Genomic DNA, 18287 nt, shown 5'->3' with positions numbered 1-18287 from the left:
TTTAGCGCGGAGTTGTCCGCCCACCACCGAAGAGACTGGGGGCTGAGGTAGTAGTCTGCGTGACTGGAAGAATGGTTCGTGTTACGACTATCTCACCAACATTCAATCCAGAGGTAATTTCCGTTAAACTGTCATCAGATAATCCAATCGTCACGGTTCGTGATTGTGGTGTCTTACTATCCTCAGACATAACTTCCACGGCCTGTGTTCCTCTAGATGTTTTAACCGCACTATTCGGGACAACCAAAACATTTTGCTTTTCGTTTATGATGATTGCGGCTGTCGTGCTCATCCCAGCCTTAATCCTTTCATCATCCGTATCAAAGCCGACCTTGGCATTGTAGGTAACAACACCCTGATCAATCGTCCCCACCAGATCAAGCTCACGAACCTCGCCCATAACACTCAGCCCCTCTACCGCGTCGAAGGTTAATACCGCTTTCTGTCCGACCTTTATTTGGGCGATATCCACCTCATTCAACGATATATCGGCCAGTTTTTCATGAGTAATGAAAGTGCCGATACTAACACCGCTACCAATTGAATCACCTTTTTTCACATCCAATTTCGCAATCAGACCAGCAAACGGCGCGCGAATAAAATAATCCTGATAGACGTTCTCCTTCTGTTTAACCAACAACTCTTGGGATCGGATATCCAGTGTGTCCGGACCCTCTTTCAGCTTGATTAACGCCTCTTGCTTTTCTCGTACATTTTGAATAGCACTGACAATTGCATTTTTACCGTCCTCAATTGAATTCTTCGCCGCAAGCAGTGCAAGCAAGTGGGAGTTGGATTGATTGGTCCAGGTAGTCAAACTACTTACCGCCGTATCACCATCGGAACTCACCTGTCCGGATTGTTGCTGGCTTCGGATAAAGTCGGCGGTGTTTTTTGCATCCTTAATTACATCCGTTGTACTTTTGACCATCTCATAAGTCTCATCAATCAGGCCCTCTAAGCTACTTGTCGCGCTTTTTCGCGTCAAATTTTTATAATGAATCAGGCCAGTGTCATATTTCCCTTTAGCAATGATGTAGCTAGCGACAGTGCGGTCACGATAAATCCTGGCCTGTTCACCATACAAACGAGCATTGAAGCTATTGAGAAAACCCCCACCCTGATAGTTATTCAACATATTATCCAAACCAGTCATAATGTCGGGGATATCCAGAAAAGCGTTAGCGACGGTGCTAAAACCATCATCATAGGCCTTTACCAAATCATCGTTTGCCTTCTTATCATTCTGAACGGCATCAATCAGCGCATTCTCAGACTGAAGCATCGCGACCGCGTCAGCTGGTTTAACCAATTTTGCCAAGTCAAGACGAGCACCTTCAAGACCGATCACGGCGTCACGAGCATCGAGCTGGGCAATCAACGCCCCAGCGGGAACCGACTGACCACTTACGGTGTTTAGGTAAACAACGTCCCCAGAAACCTTACTTTTCAGTTCTACTTGACTGGAAGCAGACACCTGCCCGCTACTAGTAACCGTTTCGGTGATCGTTCCACTTTCGACTCTCTTGGTTATATATTTCGTGTCACCACTGGTATCAGTTAGTTTACTGAAGAGAGAATAACCACCCCAAACAGCAAGAACAATTACTAGGGTGCCAACAATCTTATGCGCCAAGAAATGTTTTCTAAGTTTTTTTATTAGTCTACGCATTTAGAAGTTTAGTCTGTTCACTTTAACATACTTTGTTATAATAAAACAGACATGAAATCAAGTCGATTAGATAATCTCGCGGACGGAATCTTCGCCATCGTAATGACTCTGCTTGTACTGGAAATCCGTGTGCCAGAAATCGTCGGACCAGCAAACAGTTTAAACGTTTGGGGTGCGCTATTGCTTATTAAACCACTGTTTTTCTCTTACTTTCTTTCTTTCGCACTCCTTTTCACTTACTGGCGAGCGCACCATTACTTCACTTCCGTCTTTGCGAAAAATATTGATGTCCATCTCACCAATATCAATGCCCTCTTCTTGGGACTGGTTGCGCTAATCCCGTTCTCATCACAACTGCTCGGCACCTACAGCAACGCCAGAATCGCCATCGCAATCTATGGTCTCCACATAATTCTACTTGGTCTCACGCTCTGGTGGATGCGCGATTACATCATTAAATCCGAGAAAATTGAGAACCGCCACATCAGCGATCGAGACTATCGCCACAGCACCATTCGATTGGTTGTCCCAATAATCTGCTCGGTAGTGGCAATCCTAATAAGTTTTTACGACACCACGCTCTCACTGGCTCTCTATACTTTTGCAATCATCTTCAATCTCTTGCCGCAAAGCACGAGCCTGCTCTCTAAGCTATGGCTAGCCAGAGACTAGAAAAGCGTTGTGAGTGGCCACGAGATAACGCGCTCATGATAAATTATCATGACCACGAATGGGGAGTGCCTTGTGTGGACGACCAGAAATTGTTTGAGTATGTTGTTTTAGACACCTTTCAAGCTGGCCTTAGTTGGCAAATTATTCTGAACAAACGCGAAAATTTCCGTAAAGCTTTTGATAATTTCAATGCCAAGAAAATCGCAAATTATCGTGAGGAAAAAATAAAAAAACTTCTTCAAGATACCGGGATAATCAGAAACCGCTTGAAAATCAAGGGAACAATTGCCAATGCTCAACAATTCCTTGTAACCCAGAAAGAGTTTGGTTCCTTCAGTAAATACCTCTGGAGTTTTGTGAAAAATAAAACAATCGTCCACAAACACCAAAAGACAAGTGAAATTGGTTCAACAAGTGAGGAATCGGATGCGCTGGCAAGAGATATGAAGCGACGTGGTTTCAAGTTCTGTGGCTCTACCGTCTGTTATGCCTTCATGCAGGGGGCAGGTTTGATAAACGATCACTTGGTCTCTTGTTTCCGGTATCGGATCTGTAAAAATTTAGCCAGAAAAAAATGAACCCGAGGTCCGACACTTAAGTCAGTACCCTCGGGTTCTGCGGTCTCACGATGATGCGGTCATGACGTCTTCGAGATCAGGCTCTTGCTCGAAGGCGGGCCACAACAGCGGCAACCGGAGGCGACAGCGTGTCGACAATTCCCATTCGTCATCTTGTATCTCCTTGGAGATGTGGCCCATCAAGAATGGACCGAGACCAGAGGAACAGAATCGAACACTCCAGAATGGTAGCGCAGAGCACCTCGTGGTACAAGGGTAGTTGTGGATAAGCCAAAATCGACATAGGATTATGTTGTGAACCCCGAAGATTCAATACTCAAGCACTTTACTCGCCTGCAGCTGGGCCAAACTCGAGCTTTAGAAAAATTAGAACTAGAATCCATACAAGACCTTCTATTCTACTTTCCTACACGCTACGGCAAAGTTTTACCAGAAAAAAAGATTGACGAATTAGTGGTCGGTGACGATGTAACAATTTATGGCCAAGTAGTAGCCGCAAAGATCGGCAAGGCTTGGAAGAAAAAAATCTCGCTGGGAGAAGTAACCCTGGAAGACCAGACCGGTCGAATTAAGGCAATTTGGTTTCACCAACCCTACCTTGCTAAGAAGGTATCCCCAGGAAACTTCGCCCGGCTACAGGGCAAAGTCTCCAAACGTAAAGATGAAGTTTATCTAGCCAATCCAGAAATTGAGGCGACAAGCAGTCTAGGAACGAGCGAAACACTTTTCGCCGACGAGAGTGAGGCCGGAGAAAACTATCTCTTACCGATTTATCCAGAGACACGAGGTCTTTCATCTCTTTGGATTCATCATGCGGTAAAAAAAATCTTGAAAAACAAGGTCCAAAACACTATCGCCGACCCTCTCCCAGAAGAACTCCTGAAAAAATATCACCTGCCAAAGTTGGCCACGGCTCTTGTCTGGATTCATTCTCCCCGAAATGAAGCCGACAGTTTGTCGGCAAGGAAACGATTCGCGTTTGAGGAAATCTTTTTCATCCAACTAGAACGGCTCCAGTCCAAGCTCGCCTATCATGGACAGAAAACATTTACCTTCACACCAGACGAGAAGATTGTAAATGATTTTGTCTCCCGCTTCCCCTTTCCGTTAACTAATGCGCAAAATAAAGCCATCAAACAAATTCTAAAAGACTTTAGTCAGTCCGAGCCAATGACCCGACTGCTTGAGGGTGATGTGGGTTCTGGAAAAACGGCCGTGGCCGTTTCCACCGCTCTGGCGATAGCGAACGCTGGCGGTGAGGTGGCTTACATGGCACCAACGGAAATTCTGGCTCGCCAACACTTTGATTCCTTCATCTCTTATTTCAAACATTTACCACGGGTGCAAATTGGTTTAATCACTGGCGCTGGCTGCTATAAGTTTCCTTCGAAAATAAACCCCGGCGGCCACACCAGTATCTCCCGGCCCCAGCTCTTGAAATGGGTAGCGAACGGTGAAATCCCAATCTTGGTCGGTACTCACGCCCTGATCCAGAAAGCGGTTAAATTTAAAAATCTAGCCTACGCTATCATCGACGAACAGCATCGTTTCGGAGTGATGCAAAGGGCAAAACTGACAAAGAAGGACGAGAATCGCGCGCCCCACCTACTCTCAATGACCGCCACACCAATTCCTCGGACACTCGCCCTGACAATTTACGGAGACCTAGATCTGACTCTTCTTGATGAACTACCACTCGGGCGAAAGCCAATCAAAACAGAGACTGTAAGTGAAGAGAAGCGTCACCGGGCGTACAGCCATATCAAACAAGAGTTACAAGCGGGACGACAAGTGTTTGTGATTTGCCCGAGGATTGATGAGCCCGATCCGACCAAGGCACTGGCCCTCCAGACAAAATCGGCAAAAGCGGAAGCCAAAAGATTACAAGAAAAAATTTTCCCCAACTATCTGGTCGGCCTAGTTCACGGCAAACTGAAGCCCGCCGACAAAGAAGAAATTATGGCCGACTTCGTGGAAGGGAAAATAAATATCCTGGTCGCAACGTCAGTGGTAGAGGTCGGTGTTAATGTGCCAAACGCAACCATCATTGTGATTGAGGGGGCAGAGAGATTTGGTCTCGCTCAACTCCACCAACTTCGCGGTCGCGTTCTCCGTAGTTCCCATCAAGCACACTGCTACCTCTTCACCAGTCGCGAATCAAACCAAGAAAATGCCAGATTAAAATCCCTGGAAAAGGCAAGAAACGGCTTCGAGCTCGCCGAATTGGATCTGAAGCTTCGCGGTGCTGGTTCATTGTCGGGGGTGAAACAATGGGGTTTGTCAGATTTGGGAATGGAAGCAATAAAAAATATTAGAATGGTGGAGGCCGCCCGTCTTGAGGCCCAAAATTTATTGAAAACCGATTCGGATTTGAAAAATCATCCGCTCATCAAACAAAAATTGATTGAAAAGAAATCAGAAATACATTTTGAGTAAAGTAAAACGAAAAGAAAAGCGCACACACGGACGAACAGGTGGCAATTATGGGGTAAGAAGCTCGTCCAGTAAAGGCACAGTTTCGGTTTTAGTCACTTTTGCTTGCACCTTTTGTTGCAACTTCCAAGTATTACCATGACTTAAAAGTCCCAGATATGATTGGACCGTTTCTTCTTTCCCTTGTTGCACTTCGATGTTCCTGAACATTCTACGTTTGGTTGCTGCACGTAAAACACGATGGTCCTGGAAATGAACCCATCCAAGGAAATCCACGCCGGAAGCAACCGTGCTCATCGATATCTTATTCGGATGCATCGCAAGCTTGAGTCTTTTTCTCAAGAAATCCTGCATCAGTGGCAAAATCATTTCAAGATGTGTTCGGTCGTGAGATATAACAGCAAAGTCATCGGCATAGCGGATATAATATTTCACTTTGAGCTTATGCTTAACGAATTGATCGAACTCATTCATGTAGATATTCACAAGTAACTGCGATGTAAGGTTACCGAGCGGAAGGCCGACGCCTTTTGTACCTGAGTCAAAACTGCCAACGATGACGGATAGGAGCCAGGTGATATCGTGGTCCGGAATATATTTACCTATGGTGGCGAGCAGGATCATCTGATCAATATTCGCAAAAAACTTTTTGATATCGCATTTCAATACCCATGCTGTACGCGTATCATTTCGCGAGACTATTTTAGAGAACTGCCCGAAACGCTTCAGTGCCCGGTGTGTTCCTTTACCGATCTGACATGAGTATGAATCTGAAATAAATGTTTTTGTAAAAAATGGAGAAAGGGTCCGATGCAAAGCGTGATGCAACAATCTATCGCGCACACTCGCCTTGTGTATATCACGAGGTTTCGGATCAGAGATTTTAAATGCCTGATATTTTGAGTGCGAATATGTTTTCGCAGCAAGATCGCGGTGCAGCGAGATTATATTCGCCATCAAATTACGCTCAAATTCTTGAACGTCCTTGCGTGCTCGCTTGCCGGACACGAACTCTTTCCAAGCCTCGAGGAGATTTTCAAGCGAAATGATATTATTGTAGGTATGTTGGAAAATAATTTTGGACATAAAGATCGCGTCAGTCAGTCAGTCAGTCAGTCAGTCAGTCAGGAAAGATTTTACCCGTTTTAAATAAGGTCAAGGGTGCTTATCTAACGTGGTACAGATTTTATCAGGATATACCAAAGATACACAGACACTCTCTCGGCCAGCGTATCGATACTTTATTTGTGGAAGTGATTGAAGCAATTTCTGCTGCGAGTTTTTTATCGCGTGAGGAGAAACATCCGTATGTCCGGTTAGCTATCAAGAAAGCAGATACTTTACGCGTACTTTTAATGATCTTGTGGGAGACGAAATCTTTTGATGACAAAAAATATACCACTCTTTCTGTAATGCTGGATGAAGCAGGAAAAATGCTCGGCGGTTGGAACGGTCAGCTCACAAAACAAAACTCTCCCAAGAAATAGGGAGAGAAATGAAGAGAGTTGCGAGACAACGAACGCAAACCCACCGTTGTCATTCCACTTGTCGTCAGGCCTGTCATAGTTGGCGTTGAGCCAACGACCATCATCGTTCCGGTTGGAGTTGAGCAAGTTCGGATCGCCGTCGGAATCGCACGAGACATCACCTGTATCACCACCCCTCGAATACTCTCAGGGTTGTATCGAATCCGGCATCGTAATGCCTTAAAATCTCGTGCCAAGTATCTTTGTTTTTTAAACAGCTGCATGCACCACTCTATCCAAAGCCGTGACCGTGGATACTCTCGATGTATGGATACTGGGTTCGGTAGCAGGAAGCCGTAACCGCCCGCATATTCACCTACTGCCGACATAAGTATATCTTATTTTTATGCAAAAAATTAGCCCTGCGGTTTGCTTTTGGCAAACGCACAGGGCTAAGGTCTAAGTTTCTAAGGACCGGAGTCCAAAGTTGCTTAGGTTTGAGGACTGACTTGCGAGACAACGAACGCAAACCCACCGGGGGCATCCCACTCGACGTCAGGCCTGAAATAGTGGGCGAAGAGCCAACGACCACCAGCGAGCCGGCAGGAGTAGAGCAAGTACGGATCGCCGTCGGAATCAGTGATGGGTTCGTGCATGGTGACGATCCACCACAGTCCCATCTTCTCGAGCTGTTCATCCGAGAACCTATCGCGGATGAGGCAAGCGACTTCCCAATGGGGAGTCTTCCAGCCCTTGTCGGCAGCGTGAGCACGAATCTTCTTCGTGACGCGATTGCGTGAAGCGATCTTGCTGCCGGGGCGAACGACGATGTGATAGGCCACGCCGTTGGTCGGAGCTTCGCTCGCGCGACGGAGCACATTGCGAGCCCAATCGGAGAGACGGAAGCCACGGCTTTCGAGGTGACGTTCCCACTGTTTGCGGGTAAGGCCATTTGAGATGAGCGTGAAGTGGATGATGCCGTCGCTGTCGGTGGTCCATTCGACGAGTGTCGGAGCAGTCGGAATGACCGCGCCTTCGGACCCGTTCTCGGAGACTTCGACGAGTTTGGCTTTCCCTGTCCGCAGCAGTGAGACCGCACGGAAGTTGTCGCCGGTGCTCAAGTATTCGATGTCTTCGGTGGTGCCGCCGTTACGCTGAACGGCAAACTCCAGTTTCTGTCCTGATCCCTGACTGAGTGTGAACTCGCTATTCATATAGCATGTCCTTTCGTGTTGTGAGCTCGCTGACTACGCAGCATGCTCTGGTTTATTGTTCGCTGGGTTCTTCGCCACAGCAGAGAATAGCCCTGGGTTGAGCCACTTTCTGCTATGGCGAAATGCAAGTTAGGTGTAAAAGGACTACTGGCTAGAGTCTAGCATAGTGGAAACTGTTTGTCAATAGGGGAAAAGAGACTCTGTGCACGCGCTTGGATTCGAACCAAGGACCGCCGAGGTATAAGCTCGGTGCTCTAACCAACTGAGCTACGCGTGCCGGGCCGAGGCTAACCTATTTTAGCACCATCGGCGAGATCGGCGACTTTCGGCTTGATGCCATTGAGGATAAGGAGTTTGTCGAAATCCTCCCGATCAATCGTCTCCACCTTAATTAACTCCTCCGACATCTTATCTAGCGCCTTGCGATTTTCGTTTAAAACTTTTTTCGCCCGCGTGAGGGCTTCGGTCATAATCTTGGCCACCTCACCATCAATGGCCGTCTGGACAGTCTCTGACGAATAAGTCTCACTCCCCGTCGCCCCACCCCACCACATTTTACTTCCACCGGAGTCAAAAGCGATTGGTCCAAGTTTATCGCTCATTCCATATTTCGTCACCATGCTTCTGGCCAGAGATGTGGACACCGCAATATCGTTAGAGGCTCCAGTGGTAATATCACCGAAAATGAGCTGCTCGGCGGCGTAACCACCAAGCGACATCGCGATATCATCCAAGAATTCCTGGCGCGACTGTAATTTGCGATCTTCTAGTGGAAGCTTGAGGGTATATCCAGCGGCATGCCCACGAGAAATAATTGAAACTTTATGAACCGGGTCAGCGTCAGGCAGAACACTCGCAACCAAAGCATGCCCCATTTCGTGATAAGCGGTAATTTTCTTTTCCTTAATGGAAAGAATGTGGCTCTTGCGTTCTGGGCCAAGCATCACCTTCTCCACACTTCTGATTAAATCAAACTGGGTAATCTCCGAACGACTCTCCCGGGCCGCCAGAATTGCTCCCTCATTCATTAGGTTCGCAAGATCGGCACCAGAAAACCCCGGTGTCCGCTCAGCAATAATGCGCAAGTTAACATCTGGCCCAAGTGGTTTCTGTCGCGCGTAGATTTGAAGAATTTCCTCTCGGTCACGGATGTCTGGATTATCCAGAACAACACGTCGATCAAAGCGCCCCGGACGAAGCAAAGCTGGGTCAAGAACATCCGGTCGGTTGGTGGCCGCCATTACAATCAATTTCTCATTTGGCTCAAAACCGTCCATCTCGACCAAAATTTGATTAAGGGTTTGCTCTCGTTCATCGTTGCCTCCACCCATGCCACTCCCCCGATGTCGACCAATGGCATCAATTTCATCAATGAAAATAATTGACGGGGCCAACTTCTTCGCCAGACGAAATAAATCACGCACCCGAGAAGCACCAACACCCACAAACATCTCCACGAAGTCGGAGCCAGAAAGATAGAGAAAAGGAACCTGCGCCTCACCAGCCACCGCTCGAGCAAGCAAAGTTTTACCAGTACCGGGGGCACCCATCAAAAGGACCCCTTTTGGAATCCGAGCCCCAATATCTAGAAACTTCTTTGGATTTTTCAAAAAGTCGACAATCTCTAGAAGTTCCTCCTTGGCCTCACGAACACCAGCGACATCCTTGAAAGTGATGCGCTGCCCAGAATCGTTCGGGTCAATAATCTTCGCCTTCGACTGGCCGAAAGAGAGTGCCTGCATTGAAGCCCCCTTCACCTGACGCGAAATATACCAAAACAAAAAAAGGATAAAAACCAGAGGAATAAGAAACGGTAATAGATTTGCGACCCAGAAAGAAAGGCCGCTGGGCTCTTTCACGTTCACTGTTACCGCGGCCAACTTATCTGAAGTCACGCCGTAATTCTGGAGGGCGCTGGAGAGAGCGGTCTCGGTTTCTTTCTTGGACCTTACCATCTCGCCCGACTGAAGCGTCGCCTCCAGTGTATCGCCACTAACAGAGACCTCCGTAACCACGCCTTCTGTAATTGATTTCGCCAATTCGGAGATGGGTACTTCTCGTATTGTGGTTTCATTATTTTTCAAAGAAGAATAGGCGCCGATAAGAACAAACAGAATTAGAATTGTCAGGATAATTTGCCCGCCGAATTGAGTCATAATCTGGCGTGGTGAACGGTTTGGTTTAGTAGAAAGGGGGGGCATAATTTAAGAAACCAATTCTAACAGAAAAATTTGATTTTGCAAGAAAAAAGGCCGCCCTATGGCGGGTCGGCCTTTTCATAATTTTCTGCCTTGCGCAGACTGACACAAATGTACTCAATCACCGAACCAACGGTGGTCAATTTTTCGGCCTCCTCGTCAGGAACGGAAATCTCAAACTCGTCTTCAAACGACATGACGATTTCAACCGTATCCAGAGAATCAGCATCAAGATCTTCGACAAAATTGCTCTCTTCGGTAATGATATTTTTATCCTTACCCAGATGATCAGCGACAATCTTTAACACGGTATCCTTGACTGAATCCCGATTCAATTCCATTTGTTTTCTCCTGTTCGTGAAAGCACCGAAAACACCAAAAAAACGACTACCAAGAAAGTAACATGGTTATCCTAAACTTGCAAGTGCGGGATGCGAGAATCGAACTCGCGTCTAATGCTTGGGAAGCACTCATTCTGCCACTGAACTAACCCCGCAAATAAAGATCTAAAAAGGCCACCACGACCTCCTCTCCGCCGTCGTAGTGCTTGTTGTGGCCTTATCTCTGGCAACGATTGCAATCACCTTCTCTCCTTCTTTAACAACCGAGAATTTCTCTCGAATCTTCCCCTCTAACCCTGACTCGCTTTTTAAGAGGTCGATTTCCGCCCGCAATTTCTGTTCTCGGGCCATTAGCGCCGAGAGCTCGCTCTCCACCTGCGCCCGATCATTTATCACCAGGCGCTGTTTCCAGAAAACTTGCCAGCCCGCCCGTCCAAGTAGAAGCGCGACGAGTGCAATAGCGACGATTGACACTCGAGTATAGAGCCAGCGCCGCCAACCGAGATTACTTGGCCGTTTAATCATTCTGCTTTATACTAACTGGAAATGATTTTAAATAAAAGACATCGAAAAGGATTGCAACTAGTCTGGACGATAGTGGGCATTATTGTTATTTTGGGAATGGTCTTACTTTATAGTTCCCCGCTATTTGTCTGAACCGACCATCCGAAGGAAAACTTCTGGTGGAATATTCACCGAGCCAATGTTCTGCATTTTTTTCTTTCCCTTCTTCTGCTTCTCGCGCAATTTCATCTTCCGAGTAATATCCCCACCGTATAGATAGTCGGTCACATCCTTACGGAGAGCAGAGATAGTCCGTGAGGAAATTATCCGTCCCAGTGCCTGAGCTTGAATTTTAATCGTAATTAATTGACGTGGTAAAACTTTGAACAACTTTTCCACAACCGCCTTAGCCTCTTCTTCCATTTTGGCCCGGGAGACCACCCGAGCAAAGGGGGCCACAGTCTCGCCCCCGACCAAAACATCGAGCCTCACCACCTCAGCGCGTCGTAACCCACATAATTGATAGGAGAAAGAGGCGAAGCCTGATGAGACACTTTTCAACTCATCAAAAAAGTGCCTCATCAGTTCTCGGAGAGGAAGCTCTACCTCCAAGACCGAACGATCCTCGCTAAAATTATTGGTTGTCAGTAATAAAACTTCGTGACTGTTAAATAATTTAATGACATTCCCAAGATAGCTCGGTGGCAAAATGATGGAAGCGCTGACCCACGGCTCCATCACCTCATAACCACGTGTGTCGGCAGGGAAGAGATGCGGCGCGTAGATTAAGGTTGTCTTCCCGGTTGCTAAATCTTTCACCTCATAACCAATAGATGGGGTGGTAACAACTAGAGTGAGATTAAATTCTCTCTTCAGTCTTTCGACGATAATTTCCAAATGTAGTAAACCCAAGAATCCCGCTCGAAAACCACGCCCCAGCGAACCAGAGGACTCTTCGACGAACGACAAAGCGGCATCGGAAAGCCGTAACCGCTCCAATGATTGCCGAAGTAATGTAAAATCATCAGCATTCTCGGGATAAACGCTGGCCCAAACAACCGGCTCTGGTTCACGATATCCGGGAAAAGCGGGTAGCGCTCGCGAAACACTCGTAACCGTATCACCCACCTTAGCCTGTCCAGCCCGCTTCAAACCCGTCACAATATAACCAATCTCTCCCGCCACCAAACTAGCAAGGGAATGCTTCTCCGGTAAAAAAGACCCGACCTCTAGCACCACGAACTTGTCACCCGTAGCACTAAAGCTTAGCTCCGACCCCCTCCTAATTTCGCCATCAAACACTCTGGCGTAAATAATAACACCCTGGTGGTTTGAGTAAGAATAATCAAAAACTAGGGCACGAGGATCGTTACCAACAAACTCTGTTTTGGGCGCAGGAATTCTCGTCACAATTTTTTCCAACAACTCGCCCACCCCCTCACCCGTCTTTCCCGACACCCGCAAAATTTCCGCCGATGAGCACTTTAACAATTCCATGATTTCTTGTTCGGTCTCATGAAGCCGGGCGATTGGTGAATCAATTTTGTTGATTACTGGAATAATCACAAGATTGAACTCACGAGCCATGTTCAAAACAGTGAAAGTCTGCGCCTGCACACCCTGAGTGGCGTCCACAAGCAGAAGAACCCCCTCCACCGCCTGAAGCGCCCGCGAAACTTCGTAGGAGAAGTCGATATGCCCGGGCGTATCAATTAAATTCAATAAATAATCCCCACCGCCAGTTTGATACTTCATTCGAACGGGTTGCATCTTGATGGTAATTCCCCGTTCCCGTTCAAGCTCCATCATATCCAACACCTGCGCTCGCATCTTACGTTTCTCAACCGTATTCGTTAACTCCAACAACCTATCCGCCAGAGTAGACTTGCCGTGATCAATATGGGCAATAATTGAAAAGTTTCTGATGTGGGATAAATCCATTTGTTAAACTCTATAGTAAATCTGATAAAACGCAAAAAAACACCTGGTCGCATTTTCTAGAATGGAGCCTAAATCATATCAGGGTCGGGACCAATAATCTGCACCCCCCAGATCCGACGGTGAAGTGTTTGCCAAATCTCTTTCAACTCATGACTTTTCATTAAACCAAGAACGATAATCGCTGCAATAATACCCATAATCCCGGACAGCAGTCCTTGCAAGAAAATCCCCCAGAAGGTGTTGAGGTCAAAAACGGTGCTGAAAAGATTTAGACCCAGGTAAGCCACACCGCCCGCAAGAACAGAAGCAGAAAAACTGTGCCAAAATGTACGCAAAACCGGACGAGAAAAGCTCGGGAAGTCATAATGGAAAGAACGCCAGTGCGCAAACAGATTAACAAAAAGCCCGAAAGAAAAGGCAAGCGGAAGCATTAAGACTTCTCCACCAGAAATATCATCAACCTTGAAAAGAGACTCTATAAAATAACGAAAAATCGGTGCCTGTTGAAAGACTTGAATTAAAATGTAACTCCCAATGATAACGACCGCGGAAGCAACACTATTCCAAAGAAGCGGTTGCCAAGTTTTGCCGCGAGCATAATAGGACCGGACAAAAAGAAGTGCTAATGCCTGGGGAACGAGCGACACCGCGAAAAGAGCAAGTGTGGCTGCCGTGAGACGTGTATCAGACCAATCAAATTGACCAGAACCGAGAATGGTACGAACAATCTGCGCCCGAAGAACGATGAAAAGCACCGTGGCTGGTAGGATCCAGAAAATAATGTGTTGGGCCGAAGTGATCATCTGTTTGATAAACTGCTCATGTTCTCCCCGCAAAAAGAATCGCGTAAGTGACGGGAAGGCGGCGAGAGAATAAGAAACACCAATAATAGATAGTGGCACCGCCTGAAGATTGAAGGCAAAACTGAAAACAGATATCGAGCCGGTCGCAAGAGTGGCAGCAAGTGCTATTAAAAAGAGCTTTGACAGCTCGTTTGCCGAAAGAGTGATAGTGCGAGGCAGCGAGACGGTCATGACCCGTCTAATGGATCGAAAATCAACCCGAAAACGGAAACGTGGCCATAGTCCTTGTTGGATCACAAAAGGAACTTGAATCAGCAGGTGGCAAAATGCCCCAAGCACAACACCCCAAGCAAGACCACTAAGTCCAAAAAATGGATAGAGGAAGAGAATACCGATAATAATTCCAAGGTTATAGAGCAGTGGCGAAATCGCATAGATGAAAAACCTCTTATAGATCTGGGTAATGCTTGCAAGAAAGTTTGAGAGACCAAGCAAAATCGGCGAGAGCAGTAGAATCCGACTCATTGCGACCAATTCCGAATAAAATTCTCCACCAACGTAGCTTGGGAATAGCCATGGCAATAAACGAGGTGTGAGAAACCAGGCAGTCACACCAACAACAACCATTAGGATAAGAAAGAACGAAAAAAGTTGACTGAGAAAAGAGCGCGCCTCGCTGTCTGATTGATCAATTTTCTCCAACAAAAAAGGGATGAGGACAGAAAGGGAAACTAACGAGCCAAGTGAAACAAAGATGAAATCAGGAATCCGAAAAGCGGCGTAATAAAGATCAAGCGTGTGCGAAGCGCCAAAGGTGTAGGCAAATAAACGATCCCGCACAAGGGCAAGCATTTGCGAAAAAAGGGCAAAAAAACCAAGGAGATATGCCGCCTCGTGCAGGCCGGACCATTCCTTATTGAGTAATCGCCAAACGTGTTTGACCATTATAATTTAGTCTCTAATCGTAGCAAAAATCCCCGCTTGTGGCGAGGATTTTTGACTCTTTGTCTGGTGTCTATAAGCCGAATTCTGTTCCCTATCTTAGACAAGGAGATAGTTATTTATCTGGGACTAATGTCACCATTAGCCTCTAGCGGCACTCCCCGCAAATAGCGGGGCACGACCTTGCACTTGGGTAAGGATTTAGCCGTTTCACCTCCACTGAAGGAGCTCGTCTCTGTTCGCACCTCACGGATTGCTCCGGACGGGCATTACCCGCTACCATTTTAATCCACCTTTTGATGGATAAGTGTTCGGACTTTCCTCTCCCGTCTCAAATTCCGAAACGAGAGCAACTACCCGACACCAGACTACTCTGATTATACAACCTTCTCTTTTGGAGTCAAATCAATCTCGCAGGTTCCAGCAACGCAGGCCAATTCTTTAGAACCACTAGTCTCGTCATCATACTCGTAAAGTACAACCTTAGAAAAATCAATCTGCGGAAAACTTTTTACTAGTTTAGTGTAATGTTCCTCGGTAATTGCCTCGTATGGAGCTAACCGATAAACATGCTCGCTCCGTGGCAAAAAAGAAAGTCCACCAACAATATCCCAATGGTGATAAACCCAGTTGCCGACTTGCAACCACTCATCCTCCCCTACAGAAATCGTGGTCGATGGATTGTGTTCGGTAAAATTTTCTTTCAGCATCTTCCAGTGCTCCAACTGAGCAAGGGCGCTAATCTCATCTTTATAGACAGACCCTTTTGGCGCTTTCACCGGGAACTCCAGTACATAGGTTGTCGCTGTTTCGTGAGTTTGTCCTACTTCTGGTTGATGCGGCACTCCAAGATCGCGGAGCATATGGAAAAGTGGATTGTGATTCTCAATCCGAATACGGCGAATGTAGTAGGGCGCATGACGCGGATGCATTCCCGAAGAGGAATCGAAGAGTTGTGAGCCATTACCGGATGGCTTAACACAGGTAATACAGGTGGATGGATTGATACCAAAGCGAGAGGCATATTCACGATTTGTTTCAATCGCCACCTCCTTCAATTTTCGCAAAACATCTGGATTGCGGACAACCTTAGAATCAAACTGCCCCGTGATGGAAACACCAAGCAAGGCCTCCTCCTCGCAATTTTTCTTCCATTCTTTAGACAAATAAGGAAACTTAGTCAGAGTAGCTTGATAAGTACCGAGAATTGTAGCCACACGAACCTTCTTCACCAGGGTCGCCTCCGTATCTTCTGCGCGAGCCACAACCTCTGACAGATTACAAAATTGTTTAGATTTCAAAATTATTTCACCACAAGGATTAGTACCTGAAGACCAAGCATCTTTCTCGAAAACCTTCCAACGTCTATCTGGCAACTGCTGCTTCAAGCTACCGCGATTGAAAACACCCCGCTCGCCAGAACCTGATTTAACCAAATTGACCCACTCGTCCAAGAACTGTGGCACCGTCGGTTTTTCATTATAAACAGCTGAATTATTGGCCATGCTTCGCTGTGGCTGATTAAGATAAAACTGTCCATTCTTTGCTTCACGCATATCTTGATCATCAACATCCGAGAGGGATATTAGAGCTGAACGACGAACGCCCCCCATCACCACAACTTCACCGGTCTTACAAAGAATATCGTGGACATCAAGAGTGGAAAGTCGGCGACCTTGGCGTGCTAACATCTTTTCCCGTGAGAAATCCAAGAGGGCCCGGAGCGGCGCTGGCCCCGAAGCACGCCCACCCATGGTAACCAAACGCGAACCTTGAGGTCTAATTGCGGAATAATCAAATTCGATATCCTGCCCCGAGGACCAAGTCTCCAGACCAAGAGAAAAGGCATCGCACCAACCCTCCTTTGAATCGGGGATGGTGAAAGTTGATATTTTTTTACCCGTCTGTCGCTTGATCATTGGTAGCATTTCGACCGTTTGATGTTCTACGGAAAAACCGACCCCAGTGCCACACATCAAGATATACATCACTTCGGCGAAATCCTGCCACTTCGATGGTGCCGTGAAAGAGCAATTATAGGCGGCCACATTGGTTTTGCGTGCCGCAGAACCAGCTGACCAAAGAAGTCTCATGGAACCAAGCGCCTTCATCTCTAGTATTGATTGTTGAATTTCAGCGTACTCACTTTCCTTCAACTTATTACCCAGATTCTCCCGCATGAAACTCATATAACGCTCAACCGTCTCCACCCAGGTCTCACGACGTCTTTTTTCTGGAATCCATTTCGAGTAGGTAGTGTGATAAACAAACTCCGAAAGTTGGTTACGGAAATATTGCTTACTCTTAGCCGACAACTCTCTCACCTCCTTAGGAACTTCTCCTTTCTCCTGACGCAATTCGGTACGACGCTGGCGATAGAGGATGTACGCTTTTGCCACGGCAGCAAGATTGTGAGCAATTAACTGTTTCTCAACCAAATCTTGAGCTTCCTCCACCGCAGGAACATATTCTCTCCCGGCCTTTTTCATTTGTTTTTCAAGATCGCGGGTAACAGCGGTGGCCAGTTTAACCGCAACCCCCTCGTCACCCTCACCAGAGGCTCTCATGGCCTTCTGTACGGCAATTACAATACGAGACTGATCGAAAGGGACAACCGAGCCATCACGTTTCTTAATTTGTTTTAGTGAATTTTTGGCAGCGGTCATAGAAGACTCTATTTTAGACCAAAAACAACAAAAAATAAAACAGCAGAAAACAGTGGATAACTGTTAATTAGAAAGCTTTTGTTGAAGAAAGTGAAGAGCGCCGTGTAAACCATTAAAATCACCGAGCTCTGCCGAGGCAATAGTGGGAAAATCTGAAAATATACTTGGAATTCCTCGTAAATGTTTCTCAAGCGTAATCAAATCAATACGCGGGTCACCGAGAATCATACTCCCGCCCAAAATAATGACCTCCGGTGACCAGTGAACAGCGGTGTTGTATAAACCGTGTGCCAATAATCTGGCCAACTCATCCCAAATGACCGGATCCGAAACCTCTTTGGGTGATTTACCAAATCTCTTTGCCAGACTCCGACCAGAAACTAGTTGTTCCAGTGTTTTCTGTTCATTATCTAGATTTAATATCTGCGAACCAGGCTCAAAACCATTAGCCGACTCATCGATTCGTCCATTCGTCACGCGTGCACCGCCGACACCGGTTGAGATCGTCAGGTACACAACAATATTTTTTCCCCTACCAGCACCTACGCGCGCTTCACCCAAAGCCGCCAAGGCGGCATCGTTCTCAAAATAAGTCGGGCAATCAAAAATTTCTGCTAACCCCTTTCTTGCGTCGTAGTGTTTACGCGTCACGCCACCACAAATTGCTTTTGGCTTTTTTCCCCCAAGCAATTCTTGCGCCACATCCGCAAAAGTCGACACCAATTCTGCTGCCCCCTCAGGACTCGGTAACACTTTCGGTTCAGAGAAACTCGCCCCATCTGCGGAAACGGCAATGCGCATCTTTGTCGCCCCAATATCGAATATTAGATACATAAACTTGTTTTAAGTGTATAATA

General features: G+C 46.7%; 14 protein-coding genes, 2 tRNA genes and 1 other RNA gene. 4 read left to right on the top strand and 13 right to left on the bottom strand.

Annotated elements, in window-relative coordinates:
- Position 1: 1 nt before the first annotated feature.
- On the bottom strand, positions 2-1672 hold the full coding sequence (locus tag IT398_01840; GenBank protein MCC6290787.1) for an HlyD family efflux transporter periplasmic adaptor subunit: 1671 nt from the start codon (positions 1670-1672) through the stop codon (positions 2-4).
- 51 nt (positions 1673-1723) lie between these two features.
- Here IT398_01840 and IT398_01835 point away from each other — a divergent pair, with 51 nt between their 5' ends.
- From IT398_01835 to recG, 3 genes are all read left to right on the top strand, one after another.
- Positions 1724-2344 (top strand): DUF1211 domain-containing protein, encoded by a 621-nt coding sequence (locus tag IT398_01835; protein ID MCC6290786.1) that lies wholly within the window; start codon positions 1724-1726, stop codon positions 2342-2344.
- On the top strand, positions 2326-2922 hold the full coding sequence (locus IT398_01830; GenBank protein ID MCC6290785.1) for a DNA-3-methyladenine glycosylase I: 597 nt from the start codon (positions 2326-2328) through the stop codon (positions 2920-2922). The genes IT398_01835 and IT398_01830 overlap by 19 nt, the downstream gene beginning before the upstream one ends.
- A 294-nt stretch (positions 2923-3216) precedes the next feature.
- Entirely contained in the window at positions 3217-5358 is a 2142-nt protein-coding gene (recG, locus tag IT398_01825) for an ATP-dependent DNA helicase RecG (protein MCC6290784.1), read from the top strand.
- Between the two features lie 45 nt (positions 5359-5403).
- Here recG and IT398_01820 read toward each other — a convergent pair whose 3' ends face one another.
- Positions 5404-6441 carry a group II intron reverse transcriptase domain-containing protein gene (locus IT398_01820; protein ID MCC6290783.1) on the bottom strand — a complete coding sequence of 346 codons (1038 nt, stop codon included), beginning with the start codon at positions 6439-6441 and terminating at the stop codon, positions 5404-5406.
- 47 nt (positions 6442-6488) lie between these two features.
- On the opposite strand from IT398_01820, the gene IT398_01815 reads away from it, so the two are divergent.
- A complete protein-coding gene (locus IT398_01815) occupies positions 6489-6842 on the top strand; it encodes a four helix bundle protein (GenBank protein MCC6290782.1) in 354 nt (117 codons plus the stop codon).
- 470 nt (positions 6843-7312) lie between these two features.
- On the opposite strand, the gene IT398_01810 is transcribed toward IT398_01815, so the two are convergent.
- The 11 genes from IT398_01810 to IT398_01760 form a co-directional block, all read right to left on the bottom strand.
- Positions 7313-8035, bottom strand: a complete 723-nt coding sequence (locus tag IT398_01810) for a hypothetical protein (GenBank protein ID MCC6290781.1) — start codon at positions 8033-8035, stop codon at positions 7313-7315.
- A gap of 203 nt (positions 8036-8238) precedes the next feature.
- Positions 8239-8312: transfer RNA gene (locus tag IT398_01805), tRNA-Ile, on the bottom strand.
- A gap of 10 nt (positions 8313-8322) precedes the next feature.
- Complete coding sequence (ftsH, locus tag IT398_01800) at positions 8323-10191, bottom strand: ATP-dependent zinc metalloprotease FtsH (protein MCC6290780.1); 1869 nt, start codon at positions 10189-10191, stop codon at positions 8323-8325.
- Between the two features lie 101 nt (positions 10192-10292).
- On the bottom strand, positions 10293-10574 hold the full coding sequence (acpP, locus tag IT398_01795; protein ID MCC6290779.1) for an acyl carrier protein: 282 nt from the start codon (positions 10572-10574) through the stop codon (positions 10293-10295).
- 84 nt (positions 10575-10658) lie between these two features.
- Positions 10659-10729: transfer RNA gene (locus tag IT398_01790), tRNA-Gly, on the bottom strand.
- A gap of 10 nt (positions 10730-10739) precedes the next feature.
- Positions 10740-11099, bottom strand: coding sequence for a septum formation initiator family protein (locus tag IT398_01785; GenBank protein ID MCC6290778.1), 360 nt, complete (start codon positions 11097-11099; stop codon positions 10740-10742).
- A gap of 120 nt (positions 11100-11219) precedes the next feature.
- On the bottom strand, positions 11220-13019 hold the full coding sequence (gene lepA, locus IT398_01780) for an elongation factor 4 (protein MCC6290777.1): 1800 nt from the start codon (positions 13017-13019) through the stop codon (positions 11220-11222).
- A gap of 68 nt (positions 13020-13087) precedes the next feature.
- A complete protein-coding gene (locus tag IT398_01775) occupies positions 13088-14767 on the bottom strand; it encodes a hypothetical protein (GenBank protein MCC6290776.1) in 1680 nt (559 codons plus the stop codon).
- A 57-nt stretch (positions 14768-14824) separates the two neighbouring features.
- Positions 14825-15133, bottom strand: an RNA gene (gene rnpB, locus IT398_01770) — RNase P RNA component class A.
- Between the two features lie 8 nt (positions 15134-15141).
- The gene (locus IT398_01765) at positions 15142-17430 is read right to left on the bottom strand and encodes a ribonucleoside-triphosphate reductase (protein MCC6290775.1); all 2289 of its coding nucleotides are present in this window, start codon (positions 17428-17430) and stop codon (positions 15142-15144) included.
- Positions 17431-17493: 63 nt separating this feature from the next.
- Complete coding sequence (locus IT398_01760; protein ID MCC6290774.1) at positions 17494-18264, bottom strand: ROK family protein; 771 nt, start codon at positions 18262-18264, stop codon at positions 17494-17496.
- Positions 18265-18287 lie beyond the last annotated feature (23 nt).

The organism is Candidatus Nomurabacteria bacterium (assembly GCA_020847275.1).
GTDB lineage: Bacteria > Patescibacteriota > Minisyncoccia > Phycocordibacterales > JACOZG01 > JADLCI01.
This window is presented reverse-complemented; position numbering and strand designations above follow the sequence as displayed.

Bases quoted from the DNA above. Each gene is read 5' to 3' on its own strand.
- acpP (MCC6290779.1), bottom strand. From the start codon at position 10,574: ATGGAATTGAATCGGGATTCAGTCAAGGATACCGTGTTAAAGATTGTC.
- lepA (MCC6290777.1), bottom strand. From the start codon at position 13,019: ATGGATTTATCCCACATCAGAAACTTTTCAATTATTGCCCATATTGAT.
- ftsH (MCC6290780.1), bottom strand. From the start codon at position 10,191: ATGACTCAATTCGGCGGGCAAATTATCCTGACAATTCTAATTCTGTTT.
- IT398_01765 (MCC6290775.1), bottom strand. From the start codon at position 17,430: ATGACCGCTGCCAAAAATTCACTAAAACAAATTAAGAAACGTGATGGC.
- IT398_01820 (MCC6290783.1), bottom strand. From the start codon at position 6,441: ATGTCCAAAATTATTTTCCAACATACCTACAATAATATCATTTCGCTT.
- IT398_01785 (MCC6290778.1), bottom strand. From the start codon at position 11,099: ATGATTAAACGGCCAAGTAATCTCGGTTGGCGGCGCTGGCTCTATACT.
- IT398_01810 (MCC6290781.1), bottom strand. From the start codon at position 8,035: ATGAATAGCGAGTTCACACTCAGTCAGGGATCAGGACAGAAACTGGAG.
- IT398_01760 (MCC6290774.1), bottom strand. From the start codon at position 18,264: ATGTATCTAATATTCGATATTGGGGCGACAAAGATGCGCATTGCCGTT.
- IT398_01775 (MCC6290776.1), bottom strand. From the start codon at position 14,767: ATGGTCAAACACGTTTGGCGATTACTCAATAAGGAATGGTCCGGCCTG.
- IT398_01830 (MCC6290785.1), top strand. From the start codon at position 2,326: ATGGCTAGCCAGAGACTAGAAAAGCGTTGTGAGTGGCCACGAGATAAC.
- IT398_01840 (MCC6290787.1), bottom strand. From the start codon at position 1,672: ATGCGTAGACTAATAAAAAAACTTAGAAAACATTTCTTGGCGCATAAG.
- IT398_01835 (MCC6290786.1), top strand. From the start codon at position 1,724: ATGAAATCAAGTCGATTAGATAATCTCGCGGACGGAATCTTCGCCATC.